This is a genomic window from Burkholderia crassaminum, from assembly GCF_964265005.1.
Lineage (GTDB): Bacteria > Pseudomonadota > Gammaproteobacteria > Burkholderiales > Burkholderiaceae > Burkholderia.
Map to the genome: position 1 here is coordinate 1,114,617 of NZ_OZ183799.1, position 14,042 is coordinate 1,128,658.

The 14,042-nt window shown below is 68.8% G+C and carries 13 protein-coding genes and 1 riboswitch; of the genes, 4 read left to right on the plus strand and 9 right to left on the minus strand.

The genetic code is table 11. The features are described from left to right. Positions 1-13 precede the first annotated feature (13 nt). A complete protein-coding gene (locus ACPTTF_RS05125) occupies positions 14-712 on the plus strand; it encodes a DUF4136 domain-containing protein (protein WP_423370467.1) in 699 nt (232 codons plus the stop codon). A gap of 54 nt (positions 713-766) precedes the next feature. On the opposite strand, the gene ACPTTF_RS05130 is transcribed toward ACPTTF_RS05125, so the two are convergent. The 8 genes from ACPTTF_RS05130 to ACPTTF_RS05165 all read right to left on the minus strand — a co-directional run bounded on the left by ACPTTF_RS05130 (position 767) and on the right by ACPTTF_RS05165 (position 9,001). Next, positions 767-1,339 (minus strand): TMEM165/GDT1 family protein, encoded by a 573-nt coding sequence (locus ACPTTF_RS05130; RefSeq protein ID WP_059529589.1) that lies wholly within the window; start codon positions 1,337-1,339, stop codon positions 767-769. A gap of 78 nt (positions 1,340-1,417) precedes the next feature. Next, positions 1,418-1,555: riboswitch (yybP-ykoY riboswitch) on the minus strand. A 365-nt stretch (positions 1,556-1,920) separates the two neighbouring features. After that, a complete protein-coding gene (gene guaD, locus ACPTTF_RS05135) occupies positions 1,921-3,237 on the minus strand; it encodes a guanine deaminase (RefSeq protein WP_166957417.1) in 1,317 nt (438 codons plus the stop codon). Continuing rightward, positions 3,234-3,581 carry a hypothetical protein gene (locus ACPTTF_RS05140; RefSeq protein ID WP_423370468.1) on the minus strand — a complete coding sequence of 116 codons (348 nt, stop codon included), beginning with the start codon at positions 3,579-3,581 and terminating at the stop codon, positions 3,234-3,236. Before ACPTTF_RS05140 ends, guaD begins: the two co-directional genes overlap by 4 nt. A 27-nt stretch (positions 3,582-3,608) precedes the next feature. Beyond that, a complete protein-coding gene (locus ACPTTF_RS05145; RefSeq protein ID WP_423370469.1) occupies positions 3,609-4,634 on the minus strand; it encodes an adenosine deaminase in 1,026 nt (341 codons plus the stop codon). Positions 4,635-4,652: 18 nt separating this feature from the next. Beyond that, positions 4,653-5,657, minus strand: coding sequence for a xanthine dehydrogenase accessory protein XdhC (xdhC, locus tag ACPTTF_RS05150; protein WP_423370470.1), 1,005 nt, complete (start codon positions 5,655-5,657; stop codon positions 4,653-4,655). Positions 5,658-6,285: 628 nt separating this feature from the next. Then, positions 6,286-6,798: a disulfide bond formation protein B gene (locus tag ACPTTF_RS05155; protein ID WP_166957423.1), complete on the minus strand. Its 513-nt coding sequence runs from the start codon at positions 6,796-6,798 to the stop codon at positions 6,286-6,288. 139 nt (positions 6,799-6,937) lie between these two features. After that, on the minus strand, positions 6,938-8,314 hold the full coding sequence (locus ACPTTF_RS05160; protein ID WP_166957425.1) for an amidase: 1,377 nt from the start codon (positions 8,312-8,314) through the stop codon (positions 6,938-6,940). A gap of 6 nt (positions 8,315-8,320) precedes the next feature. Beyond that, on the minus strand, positions 8,321-9,001 hold the full coding sequence (locus ACPTTF_RS05165) for a GntR family transcriptional regulator (RefSeq protein WP_423370471.1): 681 nt from the start codon (positions 8,999-9,001) through the stop codon (positions 8,321-8,323). A 279-nt stretch (positions 9,002-9,280) separates the two neighbouring features. Here ACPTTF_RS05165 and ACPTTF_RS05170 point away from each other — a divergent pair, with 279 nt between their 5' ends. Together ACPTTF_RS05170 and ACPTTF_RS05175 are read left to right on the plus strand one after the other, a co-directional pair. After that, positions 9,281-10,477, plus strand: a complete 1,197-nt coding sequence (locus ACPTTF_RS05170) for a gamma-glutamyl-gamma-aminobutyrate hydrolase family protein (protein WP_423370472.1) — start codon at positions 9,281-9,283, stop codon at positions 10,475-10,477. Positions 10,478-10,592: 115 nt separating this feature from the next. Continuing rightward, positions 10,593-11,285, plus strand: a complete 693-nt coding sequence (locus tag ACPTTF_RS05175; protein WP_166957431.1) for a DUF2968 domain-containing protein — start codon at positions 10,593-10,595, stop codon at positions 11,283-11,285. A 78-nt stretch (positions 11,286-11,363) separates the two neighbouring features. On the opposite strand, the gene ACPTTF_RS05180 is transcribed toward ACPTTF_RS05175, so the two are convergent. Then, positions 11,364-12,314 (minus strand): hypothetical protein, encoded by a 951-nt coding sequence (locus tag ACPTTF_RS05180; protein ID WP_423370473.1) that lies wholly within the window; start codon positions 12,312-12,314, stop codon positions 11,364-11,366. Between the two features lie 352 nt (positions 12,315-12,666). Between ACPTTF_RS05180 and ACPTTF_RS05185 the strand changes: the two genes are divergently transcribed. Continuing rightward, complete coding sequence (locus ACPTTF_RS05185; RefSeq protein ID WP_166957435.1) at positions 12,667-13,962, plus strand: MFS transporter; 1,296 nt, start codon at positions 12,667-12,669, stop codon at positions 13,960-13,962. Positions 13,963-14,042 lie beyond the last annotated feature (80 nt).

A 14,042-nucleotide genomic window follows, 5' to 3' on the forward strand; every position in this document is an offset into this window, starting at 1 on the left:
GAAGAGGATCAACATGAAACGCGAATGGATTCAACGCGGTACGGGCTGGGCGGTAGTGCTGTGCGTGGCGCTGCTGACCGGCTGCACCAGCTACGTGACGACCCAGGTCACGGCCTTCTCCGACTGGAGCGGCAGCGACGCGACACGCACCTATGCGTTCACGCGCACCGATGCGCAGAAGAACAGCATCGAGCAGTCGACCTACGAGCCGATCGTCGCGAACGAGCTGTCCACGTATGCGTTCCGGCAGGTGCCGCAGGCGCAGGCGCGGTATCTCGTCGGGCTGACCTATGCGGTCGGCAGCGATCTGGTGACGGTGCCGCAGCCGGTCTATTACGATCCGTGGTTCGCGCCCGGGCCGTACTGGGGGCGCGGGCCGTGGGGCCCGTGGGGGCCCTGGGGGCCGATGCCGGCCGGCTATGTCGCGCAGACGTACCAGGTGTTCGACTACACGCTCGGCATCCGCATCACCGAGCGTGCGACGGGCAAGGAGGTCTACAACGTGTCCGCGCGCACGACCGGCGACAACGGCACGCTGCTGTACGCGATGCCGTTCCTCGCGCGTAGCGCGCTCGCCGATTTCCCGCTGTCGAACGGCGCGGTCCGCTCGGTCCGGCTGCCGGTCGACAAGCGCGGGGGCCCGGCGGCACCGGCCGCCAACGAACGCGTGGTGCCGGCGGCTCCCGCTTCGGGTGCAGCCGCCGCGAAGTAACGCGGCGTCAGTCTCGGCGCGGCCGTCCGGCCGCGCCCGCCATCTTCCTCCCCGTCAGACCCCGACGCCCAGCAGCGCCAGCGCGCCGAGCACGACGAACAGCACGGCCGCGATCCCGTGCACGAGCCTGGTCGGCAGGCGGTGCGCGAAGCGGTCGCCGAGCAGGATCGCCGGCACGTTCGCGAGCATCATCCCGAACGTCGTGCCTGCCACCACGCCGATGTAATCCTGGAAGCGCGCGGCCAGCGCGACGGTCGCGATCTGCGTCTTGTCGCCCATTTCCGCGAGGAAGAACGCGACGAGGGTTGCACCGAACACGCCGAGCCGCGAACGGTTGGCATTGGCTTCGTCGGCATCGAGCTTGTCCGGCACGAGAATCCACAACCCCATCGCGATGAACGAGAACGCGAGCGCCCAGCGCATGATCGACGGCGTGACGAGCGCACCGAGCCATTCGCCGAGCGCGCCGGCGAAACCGTGATTCACGAGCGTCGCGACGAGCACGCCGAGAATGATCGGCACCGGCTTGCGATAGCGCGCGGCCAGTACGAGGGAAAGCAATTGGGTCTTGTCGCCGATTTCAGCGAGGGCGACGGCGCCGGTGGAGATCAGGAAGGCTTGAGACACGGATGGGGTTCCACGGGCCGGTGTTGTGCGTGCGAGCGACGATCCACGGTGCGCCGGGCCCTGATGCGGCGCACTGTGAACCATCGGTCTCGCCAGGCCTAGGTGGCTGCGCCCGCCATGGCCGTACGGCCAAGTCTGTTGACGGACGCCTCCGTCACGATGCGCGCCGGGAGCGCGGGACATCGAGCGGAGCGGCTACTCCCCAATGAGCGGCGAATTCTAGCACGGCGCGTCGCGTGCGGGAAAGCGGCCGGGCGGCGCGGCGCCTGGGGGCGGGGCGGGATCGGCGTTCGGCAGTCTCCGGCCGTACGGCGGACTCGGCGGACTCGGCAGACTCGGCAGACTCGGCAGACCCGGCAGACCCGGCAGACCCGGCAGACCCGGCAGACCCGGCAGACCCGGCAGACCCGGCAGACCCGGCAGACCCGGCAGACACGGCAGACACGGCAGACACGGCAGACACGGCAGACACGGCAGACACGGCAGACACGGCAGACACGGCAGACACGGCAGACACGGCAGACACGGCAGACACGGCAGCGGATGCCCGTGCCTGCCGGGACGAGTCCCCGGGAACGCCGTTACGCAGCCGGGCGGCGCGCGGCGCCGCGCTCGTGGACGAGCTTGCCGGCCGCATAGGTGCGGTACACCGCGCGGTCGTCGCCGAGCAGCGCGAACGCGAACAGCAACTCCTCGAGCGAATCCGCACGCTTCGTCCGGCGCGCGAGCAGCGGCGTGGCCTGCGGATCGAGCACGACGAAGTCGGCCTCGGTGCGCGGCGCGAGCGTGCCGACCGTATCGGCGAGGTCGAGCGCCTGCGCGGCGCCGGCCGTCGCGAGCCAGAACATCCGCGTTGCAGTCAGGTGATGCCCCGACAGCCGCGCGACCTTGTGCGCCTCGTTCATCGTCTGCAGCATCGAGAACGACGTGCCGCCGCCGACGTCGGTCGCTAGCGTGACGGGCACGTCGTATTCACCGGCCTTGTCGAAATCGAACAGCCCGCTGCCGAGGAAGAAGTTCGACGTCGGGCAGTGCGCGACGACGGTGCGCGTCTCGGCCATCCGGCGGCGGTCCTCGTCGTCGAGGTGGATGCAGTGGCCGTACACCGCGCGCGGACGCAGCAGCCCGTAGCGGTCGTAGATGTCGAGATAGCTGCGATGGCCGGGGAACAGCTCGGCCACCCATTTCACCTCGTCGACGTTCTCCGCGACGTGGCTCTGCACGAATACGTCCGGATGGCGGCGCGCGAGTTCGCCGCACGCTTCGAGCTGGGCCTCGGTCGACGTTGGTGCAAAGCGCGGCGTGAGCGCGTACATCTGGCGGCCCTTGCCGTGCCAGCGGTCGATCAGCTCGGCGCTGTCGTCGTAACCGGATTGCGCGGTGTCGCGCAGGAACTCGGGGCAGTTGCGGTCCATCAGCACCTTGCCCGCGATCATCCGCAGGTCGCGCGCGTCGCTTGCCGCGAACAACGCATCGGCCGACTGCTTGTGCACCGTGCAGTAGACGAGCGCGCTCGTCGTGCCGCAGGCGAGCAGTTCGTCGACGAAGAAATCGGCGACTTCGCGCGCATGCTCGGGGTCGCCGAACTGGCGTTCGGTCGGGAACGTGTACTTGTCGAGCCACGGCAGCAGGCCCGGCGCCGGCGACGCGATCATGTCCGTCTGCGGGTAGTGGATGTGCGTGTCGATGAAGCCGGGCACGATCAGCTTGTCGCTCAGGTCGTGGACGACCGCGTCGCGCGCGAGCGTCGCGGCGAGCTGCGCGTACGGGCCGGCCGCGACGACCTTGCCGTCGGCGACGATCAGGAGGCCGTCGGCCTCGTAGTTCGCGGCCTGGCTCGATTGCGCCGGGTCGCCGTTGAAGGTCAGCAGCTGGGAACGGAAAGCGGTTTGCGTCATGACGAATGGTCCTGCATCAAGGTAAGGCGAACAGAAGAAAGCGATCGACGCCGCACGGGGGCGGGACGGTGCTTCGCGAGCAGTTGCGGCACGCTGCGTGCGGCACGACCGAAGGCGATTGCGCGGGCGAACGTGGCGGCCGAAGCCGCCAGCCAGTGGTTGCCGGCTAACCTCGCAGCCGTTGCGCTCGCGACCGATGCGGCGGCGAACGGAACGGCATACCGCGACGGCAGGCATAGGCGAGCGACAACGGACAGTGCCGTCGCCATGCGTGCACGCACGCGATCGCCGCGGCGCAAGGCCGAACCGGTGGTCGCGAAGCGGATGCCGTTGCCGTGTCTCATCTGTCTAGCGTTCCTCGATGCGGGTCGTCACGCGGCCTGCCAGTACGCGTCGAGGCGCGCGTACAGTGCGTCGCGCTGCTTCGGTTCGATGAACGACGCCTCGAAGCCGTTGCGGATCACCGCATGGACTTCGGCATCCGTGAGCTGCAGCCCTTCGGCCGTCGCGAAGTAGTTTTCATTGACGTAGCCGCCGAAATAGGCCGGATCGTCGGAGTTGATCGTCACCGCGACGCCGCGATCGAGCAGCGCCTTCAGCGTGTGCTTCGCCATGTCGTCGAACACGCACAGCTTCAGGTTCGACAGCGGGCAGACGGTCAGCGCGGTGCGCGTTTTGGCGAGGCGTTCGACCAGCGCCGCGTCTTCGATGCTGCGCACGCCGTGGTCGATCCGGTCGACCTTCAGGACATCGAGCGCTTCGTAGATATAGGCCGGCGGGCCTTCCTCGCCCGCGTGCGCGACGAGCTTCAGCCCGAGCGCGCGCGCCTTCTCGAACACGCGCGCGAACTTGGTGGGCGGATGGCCGAGCTCGGACGAGTCGAGGCCCACGCCGATCAGGCGATGGCGATAGCGCTCGAACAGCGGCAGCGCGGATTCGAACGTCGCGAGCGCGTCCTCTTCGGACAGGTGGCGCAGGAAGCACAGGATCAGCTTGCTCGACAGCCCGCGCTGTTCGGCATCGGCGAGTGCACGCTCGATGCCCGCAACGACCGTCTCGATCGGCACGCCACGCTCGGTGTGCGTCTGCGGATCGAAGAACAGTTCGGCATGGACGACGTTGTCGGCGAGCGCGCGTTCGCAGTACGCGGCCGTCATGTCGTAGAAATCCTGCTCGGTCAGCAGCACGCTCGCGCCGGCGTAATAGATGTCGAGGAACGACTGCAGGTCGGTGAACGCGTACGCGGCGCGCAGCGCGTCGATCGAGTCGTACGCGAGCTTCACGCCGTTGCGCTGCGCGAGCGCAAAAATCAGTTCGGGCTCGAGCGAGCCTTCGATATGGATGTGCAGCTCCGCTTTCGGCGCGCGGGCAATCTTGTCCTTGAATGTCGGGGTCATGGCGTCGTTCTTGGTCGGTCAGTAGGTAGGGGAAGCCTGTGCGGACGCGTTCGCTTCGACGGCCTGCAGCAATTGCGCAGCCACCGAGATCGCGATCACTTCGGGCGCCTTGTCGATGATGCCTTCGACACCGATCGGGCAGCGCATCCGCGCGACCTGGGCCGGGTCGATGCCGATCGCCGCGAGGCGATGATCGAACTGCACGCGTTTGGCGTGCGAGCCGGTCATCCCGAAGTACGCGTAGTCGCCGCGCCGCAGGATGCGCTCGGCCAGCACGAAATCGAGTGCGTGGTCGTGCGTCATCACGACGAAGTAGGACTGCGGCGCCGCCGTGTCGACCGCGTCCGCCGGGGCAGCGGCGGCTTCGATCGCGAGGTTGCCGATGCCGGCGAGCGCGTCGGCCGGCGGGAACACCGCATCGGGCCCGTCGATCCAGCGTACCTGGCACGGCAGCGTCGCCAGTACCTTCACGAGCGCGGTGCCGATGTGCCCGGCGCCGAAGAGCACGACGGGGAACGCATACGGCGCGATCGTTTCGGTCATCAGCGACACGCCACCGGTTTCCCACAGCAGGCAGTCGGCACGCGCGGCTTCCGATTCGGGCTCGCTCAACAGCGGCGCGCCCGGCGAGGGGCCGAATGATACGCTACGCACGGTCGCGGCGCCGGCCGCGACACGCTTCGCGAGCGACATGATCCAGCCGAGATCGCCGACGTCGAGCCGCTCGAACGCGAGCACCACGGCGCCGCCGCAGCACTGGCCGAGGCTCGGGCCGAGTGCGAGCCGTTCGAGCCGGCGCGCGTGCGGCACGTGCGCGCCATCCTTCAGCAGATGCCGTGCGATCTCGATCGCCTTCCATTCCAGATGACCGCCGCCGATTGTATGGCGGGCCGTGTCGCGCGTGACGAGCATCTTGGTGCCGGCTTCGCGCGGCGCGGAGCCGTCGGTATGCGCGACCGTCACGAGCACGGCCGCTTCGCCGTGCGCGAGCAGTTGCTGCAGATCGCCGAGCCAGGCTTCCATCAGCACACTCCGTTCGGGACGACGCGGCGCGACACGCGGCGCGGGCTGGCGAGCGTGGCGGCAACGAGGACGGACGGGAGCGGGGCGGGCCGGCCGCACGGCCGATGCGGTGCGGCGGCAGCGCGCGGACGGCGCGTGCGGACGGCACCGCCGGATGAGCGGACGCCATGAGGGTGACGGATGCGGATGGTTTGCGTTGTCATGATGAATCCAGTCGACATTGCGGATCGGGCGCGCGTTACGCAGGGGTGGTGAGACCGCCTGGCCTCGCGCACGTAGATCGCCATCCAGTCACGAAGATAGCACCGCAAGGCGAAGGGAACATCGCGGGGCGGTGATCCGGGCTATCAGGAGGCGATCATGTCGATCATAGGCCCGCCGCTCGGGATCGGGGCGTCGATGCGTGCACGTCGGGCCGAAACGCAGGCGTGGCGGGGCCGGGCGCGGAAGTCGCGCGATGCGCGTTCGCCCGGATATCCGGGCGGCGGCAGCGTAGGTGTTTACGCGGGGCCGCCCAGGGCGGCCAGTCAGGGGCGACCGGCCGGGCTGGGCCGGCGAGCGCTCCGTGGGCGGGCGGTGTGCGGCCCGGGCGAGCGGGCCGCGCGCAGGCCGGTATGAAACCGGCCGGTCAGGCCGCGAGCTTGCGACGATGACGCCAGAGGCTCGCGACGACGGCGATCAGGATCGCGGCGAAGCCGATCAGCGACCAGCCGGGCAGCAGGATGCCGAAGATCGGCGGGTAGACGGTCTCGCACAGCCCGGCGACCTTGAACATGCCGGGGAACCACTGCGCGGGCGGCAGGCTGTCGACGATCGGTTGCAGCGTGTCGAAGCCGCAGCTGAAGCCCGGATTCATCTGGATCGTCAGATGCCGGGCGGCCGTGCCGACGCCGCCGGCCGCGGCGATCGCGATCAGCAGCTCGAGCACCCAGACGCCGCGCCAGTTGCGGATCCCGGCAGCCAGGAACGCGAAGATCCCGATCGCGCAGAAGAAGTAGCGCTGGATGATGCACAGCGGGCAGGGGTCTTCGTTCTTCACGTACTGCAGGTAGAGCGCACCGGCCAGCAGGGCGATGCACACCCATCCGAGCAGCATCAGCAGGCGGCGTTCGCGGCGGATGGCGAGCGTGTAGTCGTTCATGTCGGCAGGGTTCCTCGTGGGTCGGTCCGGAAAACAATCGCGCGATTTTAGCGCGAACGGTCTGGCACGAAACTGACAGCGCGGGTGCGGCGACCTGCCGCACCACGCGTCCTGTCCGACGGCGCTCGGTTGGCCGCGCTCAGCGGATCGTGTTCAGCACGGCCTCGACCGCCTGGCCGATCGCAAGCAGCGCGTCGTCGCGATGCGGTGCGGCCGCGAGCATCAGACCGACCGGCGCCGCGTCGCGCGGATGGCAGGGCAGCGACAGCGCGCACGCGTCGAGGAAGTTGAACGCGCTCGGGTTGCGCAGGATCAGCGCGTTGGTGCGCGTGAACGCGGCGTCGTCCGCTTCGAGTTCGGCGATACGCGGCGGCACGACCGGCACCGTCGGCGCGACGAGCGCATCGAAGCGCGACCAGACCGTGTGCGCGGCTTCGTCGAGCATCGCCGTGCGCGCGGCGAGCAGGTCGAGATAGTCGGCCGCGCTTGCGGGTTCGCCCTTCAGGATCCGCGTGAGCACGCGCGGGTCGTACCGGTCGCGGTGCTGGGCGAGCAGCGGGCGATGCCACGCGTAGGCCTCGATCGGCGAGAAGCCGAAGCGGTTGATGTCCGGCAGCCGGTCGAGCGCCGGGAAGCGCACTTCCGTGACGATCGCGCCGGCGGCTTCGAGATGCTTGAGCGCGGCGTCGAGCGCGGCCGCGACATCGGCATCGACACCGTCCGTCACGTAGTTCGTCAGCACGCCGAGCCGTACGCCCTCGAGCGGCCGGGCGGCCGGCACGTGCGGTTCGAGGCCCGCGAGCATCCGGTCGACGAGCGCACAGCAGGCGACGGTCAGGCCGATCGGGCCGAACGAGTCGAGCGTCGTCGACAGCGGCACGCCGCCTTGCGTCGGGATCCGGCTCGCGGTCGGCTTGAAGCCCGTCAGCCCGCACAGGGCGGCCGGAATGCGGATCGAGCCACCCGTGTCGGTGCCGAGCGCGACGGCGGCCATCCCGTCGGCAACGGACGCCGCCGCGCCGGACGACGAGCCGCCGGAAATCCGCGCGTCGCCCGGCACGTCGCGGTGGTACGGCGAGCGCGGGTGGCCGAAGTGCGGATTCAGCCCGAGCCCCGAGAATGCGAACTCGCTCATGTTGGTACGGCCGACCAGCACCGCGCCCGCCCGCTTGAGCCGCGCGACGGCGACCGCATCGGTGCGCGCTGCCGGCGCGCCGTCGAGCACGCGTGAACCCGCGCGCGTCACCTGGCCCGCGACGTCGAACAGGTCCTTGACCGACACGGGAATGCCCGCGAGCGGCGACAGCACGGTGCCCGCGGCGCGCAGCCGGTCGTGCGCGTCGGCGGCCGCGCGCGCGTTGTCGGCATCGACTTCGGTGAAGACGACTGCGCCCTGGCCCGACGGATCGGCGATCCGGTCGAGCGCGGTATCGACGAGCGCGCGGCTCGTGGTCCGGCCGGCGGCGAGGTCGGCGGCGAGCCGGGCGAGCGGGGGGAAGGGCGTGAAAGTGGTCATGGCGGCTCAGGGGCGAAGATGTTGAAGGAGCGTGGAGCGGAACGAATCGATATGGCTTTCGACGGCTATGCGCGCGCCGGCAGCATCGTGCGCGGACAGCCGGTCGAACAGCTCGCGATGCTCGTGCTGGACGTCGGCGAGATGGTGCGGTTCGGACAGCGTGACGAACCAGAAACGCAGCGAGCGCTCGTGCAGCGCGCGCAGGATCTCGGCGAGGACCGCGTTGCGCGCGGCCGCGGCGATCGCCTGGTGGAACGCGCGGTCGAGTTCCATCATGCCCTCGACGTCGTGCGTGTCGACACATGCCTGTCCTTCGGCGAGCAGCGCGGCCAGGCGCGCGAGATCGTCGGGCGTTGCGTGGCGCGCGGCGAGTTCCGCGCAGTGCGCTTCGTTGATGCGCCGCACGTCGATCACCGCGACGATGTCATCGAGCGACAGCGGCTGCACCATCAATCCCTTGCGCGGCATCACGGACAGCAGCCCTTCGAGCACGAGCCGATGCACGGCCTGATGCACCGGCGTGCGGCCAATCCCGGTGCGTGCGACGAGGTCGGCTTCGTTGAGCGCGGCGCCGGGCTTCAGGCGCATCGTGATGATGTCGCGCTGGATCAGCGCGTACGCGCGGTCGGCGAGGCTGGCTGCCGGCGCGACGGGGCGGTCGCGGGTGACGTCGGTCAGGGCATTCATGCGGGGTGCGACGCGGCGGCCGGACGGGGCGCGATCATGGCAGGGGCGATCGGAAAGCGTGGACGATGCCTGGATATTATTGTGATATATCACTGGTGTCCAGTATTGGCGGTGTCGCATCGGTTTGCCGGCGCACCGGCGGGGCCGTTTCCCGGCGCAGTTTGCCGTCGACTTGCAACAATATCGACAGGATGTTGCAGGTTTGCCGCTTGATCGTGCGCTGAAGCATAATGAATCCTCGTTTATCCATACGCGTGAGCGACGTACCAGACCATCGTCATGAGCGAAAACACGCCTTCCCCGGCCGGTCTGCCCGGCACCGTCTCCGTTTCTTCCGATTCCCCCCGAACCGATCCGGCGAAAGCGCCGGATGCGCCGGCAGCCCAGGTTGCCGCGCAGAACGTCGCCGCGGACGGCGCGTCGCCGGTCACGGCGGGCTCCGAGCCGGGCGCGCCCGGTGCAGCGGGTGCCGCCGTCAATGGCGCTGCCGCTGCCGCTGCCGCGCCGCCGAAGCCCGGCGCGCCGCCGCCGGGATTCGGCGCGCAGCCCGACTTCGACACGCCGCGCCCGCCGCCCGCGAGCGCGCAGAATGCGCCGCCGGCCTACCTGAAGCAGAGCGACACGCCGTGGTCGGTATTCGGCCGGATCGTGGCCGCGCGCGCGCGCCGGTTGTTCGACCGCGCCGGCCAGCGCATCACGCAGCGCACGCTGCGCATCGGCGTGTCGGCGCGGATCTTCCATCCGGAACCGGGTGCGAAGGGGCTGCGGGGCAAGACGCTGCAGTATCTCGAGGAATCGATCGCACACTGGGTGATGTCGCGCGACGTGCTCGTGTTCATGATTCCGACCGTCGGCCACCAGGGCATGATTCACCCGAGCAATATCCGCCTGCGCGACTACGCGAAGCATCTCGACGGCCTGCTGCTGCAGGGGGGCGCCGACGTATCGCCGCAAACCTACGCCGCGTCCGACGTGCGCCCCGAATGGCCGGGCGATCGCGTGCGCGACATGTACGAACTCGAGCTGCTGCACGAGTTCGTCGAATCCGGCAAACCCGTCCTCGGCGTGTGCCGCGGCTGCCAGCTGATCAACGTCGCGTTCGGCGGCTCGCTGTACCAGGACATCGCCACCGATGTGCCGACCGCGAATGCGCACGTGAGCGAGCATTACGACCAGCATCGCCACGCGATCCGCTTTCCCGATTCGTCGACGCTCGCGAGCATGTTCCCCGGGCGCAGCGAAGCGATCGTCAACTCGATTCACCATCAGGCGATCCGCGATCTCGGCCGCGATCTGAACATCGAGGCCGTGTCGGCGGGCGACGGGATCATCGAAGGCATTCGCCACCGGCGTTCGCCGTTCGTCGTCGGCGTGCAGTGGCACCCTGAGTTCCATCGCGCCGGCGGCTCGGAGCTGCTCGACTGCACGCCGCTGCTCGATGCGTTCCTGCGCGCGGCGCGCGAAACCCGCCTGTAGCAAGCCACTTTCTTCGCGTCATACGAAGGCCGGCCGCATCCCGATAAATTCGAGATGCGGCCGTTTCGTTATGAACGATAATCGCGAGTTCCGATTCGTTCGCCGGAGTCCAACGTTGGCTTTCCGAAATTTTTCCTCTGCACGATGCGCGACGTGGATCGTTGCGCTGGCTGCCTGCACGCAAGCGGGCACGGCCTGGTCCGCCGACGCGACCGCGCCCGCCGCGGGTACGCGCCCGGCGGTCACGAGCCTGCGCGGCGACGCGGCCGCATCCACCGCGGCGGCGACGGATGCATCCGCGCAAGGCAACGTCGCCGAGCTGACGCAGATGCTGCACGATGGCCGGATCGTCGAGATGCGCACGACGTACAACGGCAGCTACGGTGCGAGCCTGATGTTCGATCCGCGCGAGATGACGTACTACGTCGCGCTGTTCCAGGACAAGCACCTGTGGCGTGTGATCCGGTCGCAGGAGAAGAGCCGCGCGGAGATGGTGTACGCGAACTTCGTTCAGCAGACCGTACAACTCGCCGATATCGAGATCCGCCGTACCGAGCTGGAGGCGCAGAAGGCGTTTCTCGAGCGCGTGATCGCGCTGCAGGCGAATCGTGCGCAGCAGTTGCAGGCCGACCTGAGCGTTGCGCGCAGCCAGCAGGCCGAAGTCGCGCAGCGGCAGCGTTCGGCGCAGGAGCAGGCACAGGCGCTGCAGGTCGAGAAGCGGGCCGCGCAGATGCAACTGCGTGATTTGCAGGAGCAGGTGCGGCAACTCGAGAAGCAGACCGAGACGGGGCTGCCTGCGCACAAGTAACGATTCGTCAGACGGACGGAGAGAAACGAGCAAAACCCGGCGAAGCGAGCTTCGCCGGGTTTTTTCATGGCACGGCCGTCAGCGCGCGAACGCGTCCGGCGTGTCGGTCAGGCGGCGGTGGGACAGTTGCGCCGACCAGTCGAAACCGGCGGCCGGCGCGTGCGTTGCACGGGCCGGCTCGGTAGCGCGCAGCGCGCTTGCCATCGCGATCAGCGTGAGCGGATCGTCGAGCGTGTCGCGCGTGTCGGCGATTGCGCGCGACGCGGGGGCGAGCTGATCACGTGTGCGGGCGTCGAGCGTGCTGCTCCGGATCGGTGGGCGCGCGGCCAGCCGCGACACGTTCGCGGGCCGGGCCGGTGCCGCCGTCTTGCTGCGCCGGTCGTTCGAACGGGGGAGCGATGCAGCGGCCGTGTGCGGCACGTTGGACGTTGTCTTCAGGCGAAGCGGTGTCGGACGATGCGTGACGTGGTGCGTGGCCTGCGGCGATTCGGCCATTGTCGCGACAGGCGCGGCCATCGTGCGCCGCGGTGGAGCGCTCGTCGACGTACGCGGCCGTACCGTGGCGACCTGCACGGTGCCGGACGACGTAGCGTGATCCGGCACGCTACCGGCCGCGTGAATCGCGTATGTGGGCCCGAATCCCGCAGGCGGTTCGTGCGCGGCGATCAGCCAGCCGATGATGCCGAGCGCGCCGATGCTCCAGCAGATCGCGTACGTTGCACGCCGGTCGCGAGAGCGGCGGACGGTACGTAGGACGCGCGCGCCGGCAACGGCAGCCGGCACGACCGGTGCGCCTGCCGAAATCGGCATCGATACCGCCACGGGCCGTGGCGGCCAGCGGCACGTGCGGTGTGGCCGGTCGACGTCGATGCAGGACGTCGTCAGCGTGGCGAGGCAGTGCCTGTCGGGCCGTGCACCGGGTGCGCCGCGAAAGGTCCATTCGCGACCGAACGACGGGACGTTATCGAGCGGGGCGACGCGAGGGCGGGCGAGTGCGCCTTCGACGGGGACGAGGGGCGATGGGGTCATGAGGGCGGTACGCCGCGCGACACAGGCAACCGTGGCGGCCGCGGCGCGGAAATGTCGTCGCAAATCGTGACATTGTGGTCAGATGGCGAGAGCAGGTCGATCAGACCAATCTGATTTTTGCTTCCGTTTCGGGGCGACTCGTACGAGGAGAACGCCGCGACGGCACCGGCAGCGGCGACACAAGGCAAATGTCGGGTTGGCGTGGCATGATGCGCGAACCATGCCGGTGCGCGCGTCGTCGCGCGGTGCGCCGCCGGCGGGCAGCGATGCCCGTGCGCGCCGGCCCGGTGCCGCGTGCGTCGTCGGATCCATGCGGCGCGGATTCGCGCCATCCGAGCTGAGCGAGAAAAACATGTCCACAGCGTCACACGCCATCGCGCAGGAATCGAAATTCCGCACCGTGTTCCGGGTCGTCAGCGGCAACTTCCTGGAAATGTACGACTTCATGGTCTACGGCTATTACGCGTCGGCCATCGCGAAAACCTACTTTCCGAGCGGCAACGCATTCGCGTCGCTGATGCTGTCGCTGTCGGTGTTCGGTGCGGGCTTCCTGATGCGGCCGGTCGGTGCGATCGTGCTCGGTGCGTACATCGACCATCACGGCCGGCGCAAGGGGCTGATCCTGACACTCGGGCTGATGGCGCTCGGCACGCTCACGGTGGCCGCGGTGCCCGGTTATGCGACGATCGGCGTGCTCGCACCGGCGCTCGTGCTGCTCGGCCGGTTGCTGCAGGGCTTTTCGGCGGGCGTCGAACTCGGCGGCGTATCGGTCTATCTGTCGGAGATCGCGACGAAGGGTCACAAGGGGTTCTATACGTCGTGGCAGTCGGGCAGCCAGCAGGTGGCCGTCGTGTTCGCCGCGTTCGTCGGCGTGCTGCTCAACCGTGCGCTGCCGGCCGAGGAGATGACCGCGTGGGGGTGGCGCATTCCGTTCCTGATCGGCTGCCTGATCGTGCCGTTCCTGTTCCTGATCCGTCGCTCGCTGAAGGAGACCGACGAGTTCCTCGCGAAGCGTCATCGTCCGACGATGGGCGAGATCATGCGTTCGATGCTCGACAACTGGGGCGTCGTGGTGGCGGGCATGGGGATGGTGATCATGACGACGGTGTCGTTCTACATGATCACCGCCTATACGCCGACGTTCGGCAAGGAAGTGCTGCACCTGTCGTCGCTCGACGCGCTCGTCGTGACCGTCTGCGTGGGGATTTCCAATCTCGTGTGGCTGCCGCTGTCCGGTGCGTTGTCCGACCGCATCGGTCGCCGCCCGGTGCTGATTGCGTTCACCGTGCTGACGCTGCTGTCGGCTTACCCGGCCGTGCTGTGGCTCGTCGGCGATCCGTCGTTCCTGCGGCTGCTCGCGGTCGAGCTGTGGCTGTCATTCCTGTATGCGTCGTATAACGGTGCGATGGTCGTTGCGCTGACCGAAGTGATGCCGGCCGACGTGCGCACGGCTGGTTTCTCGCTTGCATACAGCCTGGCGACGACAATCGGCGGCTTCACGCCTGCGATCTCGACGCTGATGATTCATCAGACCGGAAACAAGGCGGCGCCGGGGCTGTGGCTGAGCGTTGCCGCGATTTGCGGGTTGATCGCGACACTCGTGCTGTATCGCACGCCCGAGGCTCGCAACCAGTACAAGGCGGCCTGACAGGCAAGCGCATGTCGCGCGGCGCCGGCCGCACGCATCGCATTGAAAAAGGGAGCGCGCCGCGCTCCCTTTTTTCGTCT

What these genes read in the sequence shown, in the direction of transcription:
- ACPTTF_RS05125 (WP_423370467.1), top strand. Translation starts at nt 14, where the DNA reads ATGAAACGCGAATGGATTCAACGCGGTACGGGCTGGGCGGTAGTGCTG.
- guaD (WP_166957417.1), bottom strand. Translation starts at nt 3,237, where the DNA reads ATGACGCAAACCGCTTTCCGTTCCCAGCTGCTGACCTTCAACGGCGAC.
- ACPTTF_RS05140 (WP_423370468.1), bottom strand. Translation starts at nt 3,581, where the DNA reads ATGAGACACGGCAACGGCATCCGCTTCGCGACCACCGGTTCGGCCTTG.
- ACPTTF_RS05145 (WP_423370469.1), bottom strand. Translation starts at nt 4,634, where the DNA reads ATGACCCCGACATTCAAGGACAAGATTGCCCGCGCGCCGAAAGCGGAG.
- xdhC (WP_423370470.1), bottom strand. Translation starts at nt 5,657, where the DNA reads ATGGAAGCCTGGCTCGGCGATCTGCAGCAACTGCTCGCGCACGGCGAA.
- ACPTTF_RS05155 (WP_166957423.1), bottom strand. Translation starts at nt 6,798, where the DNA reads ATGAACGACTACACGCTCGCCATCCGCCGCGAACGCCGCCTGCTGATG.
- ACPTTF_RS05160 (WP_166957425.1), bottom strand. Translation starts at nt 8,314, where the DNA reads ATGACCACTTTCACGCCCTTCCCCCCGCTCGCCCGGCTCGCCGCCGAC.
- ACPTTF_RS05165 (WP_423370471.1), bottom strand. Translation starts at nt 9,001, where the DNA reads ATGAATGCCCTGACCGACGTCACCCGCGACCGCCCCGTCGCGCCGGCA.
- ACPTTF_RS05170 (WP_423370472.1), top strand. Translation starts at nt 9,281, where the DNA reads ATGAGCGAAAACACGCCTTCCCCGGCCGGTCTGCCCGGCACCGTCTCC.
- ACPTTF_RS05180 (WP_423370473.1), bottom strand. Translation starts at nt 12,314, where the DNA reads ATGACCCCATCGCCCCTCGTCCCCGTCGAAGGCGCACTCGCCCGCCCT.
- ACPTTF_RS05185 (WP_166957435.1), top strand. Translation starts at nt 12,667, where the DNA reads ATGTCCACAGCGTCACACGCCATCGCGCAGGAATCGAAATTCCGCACC.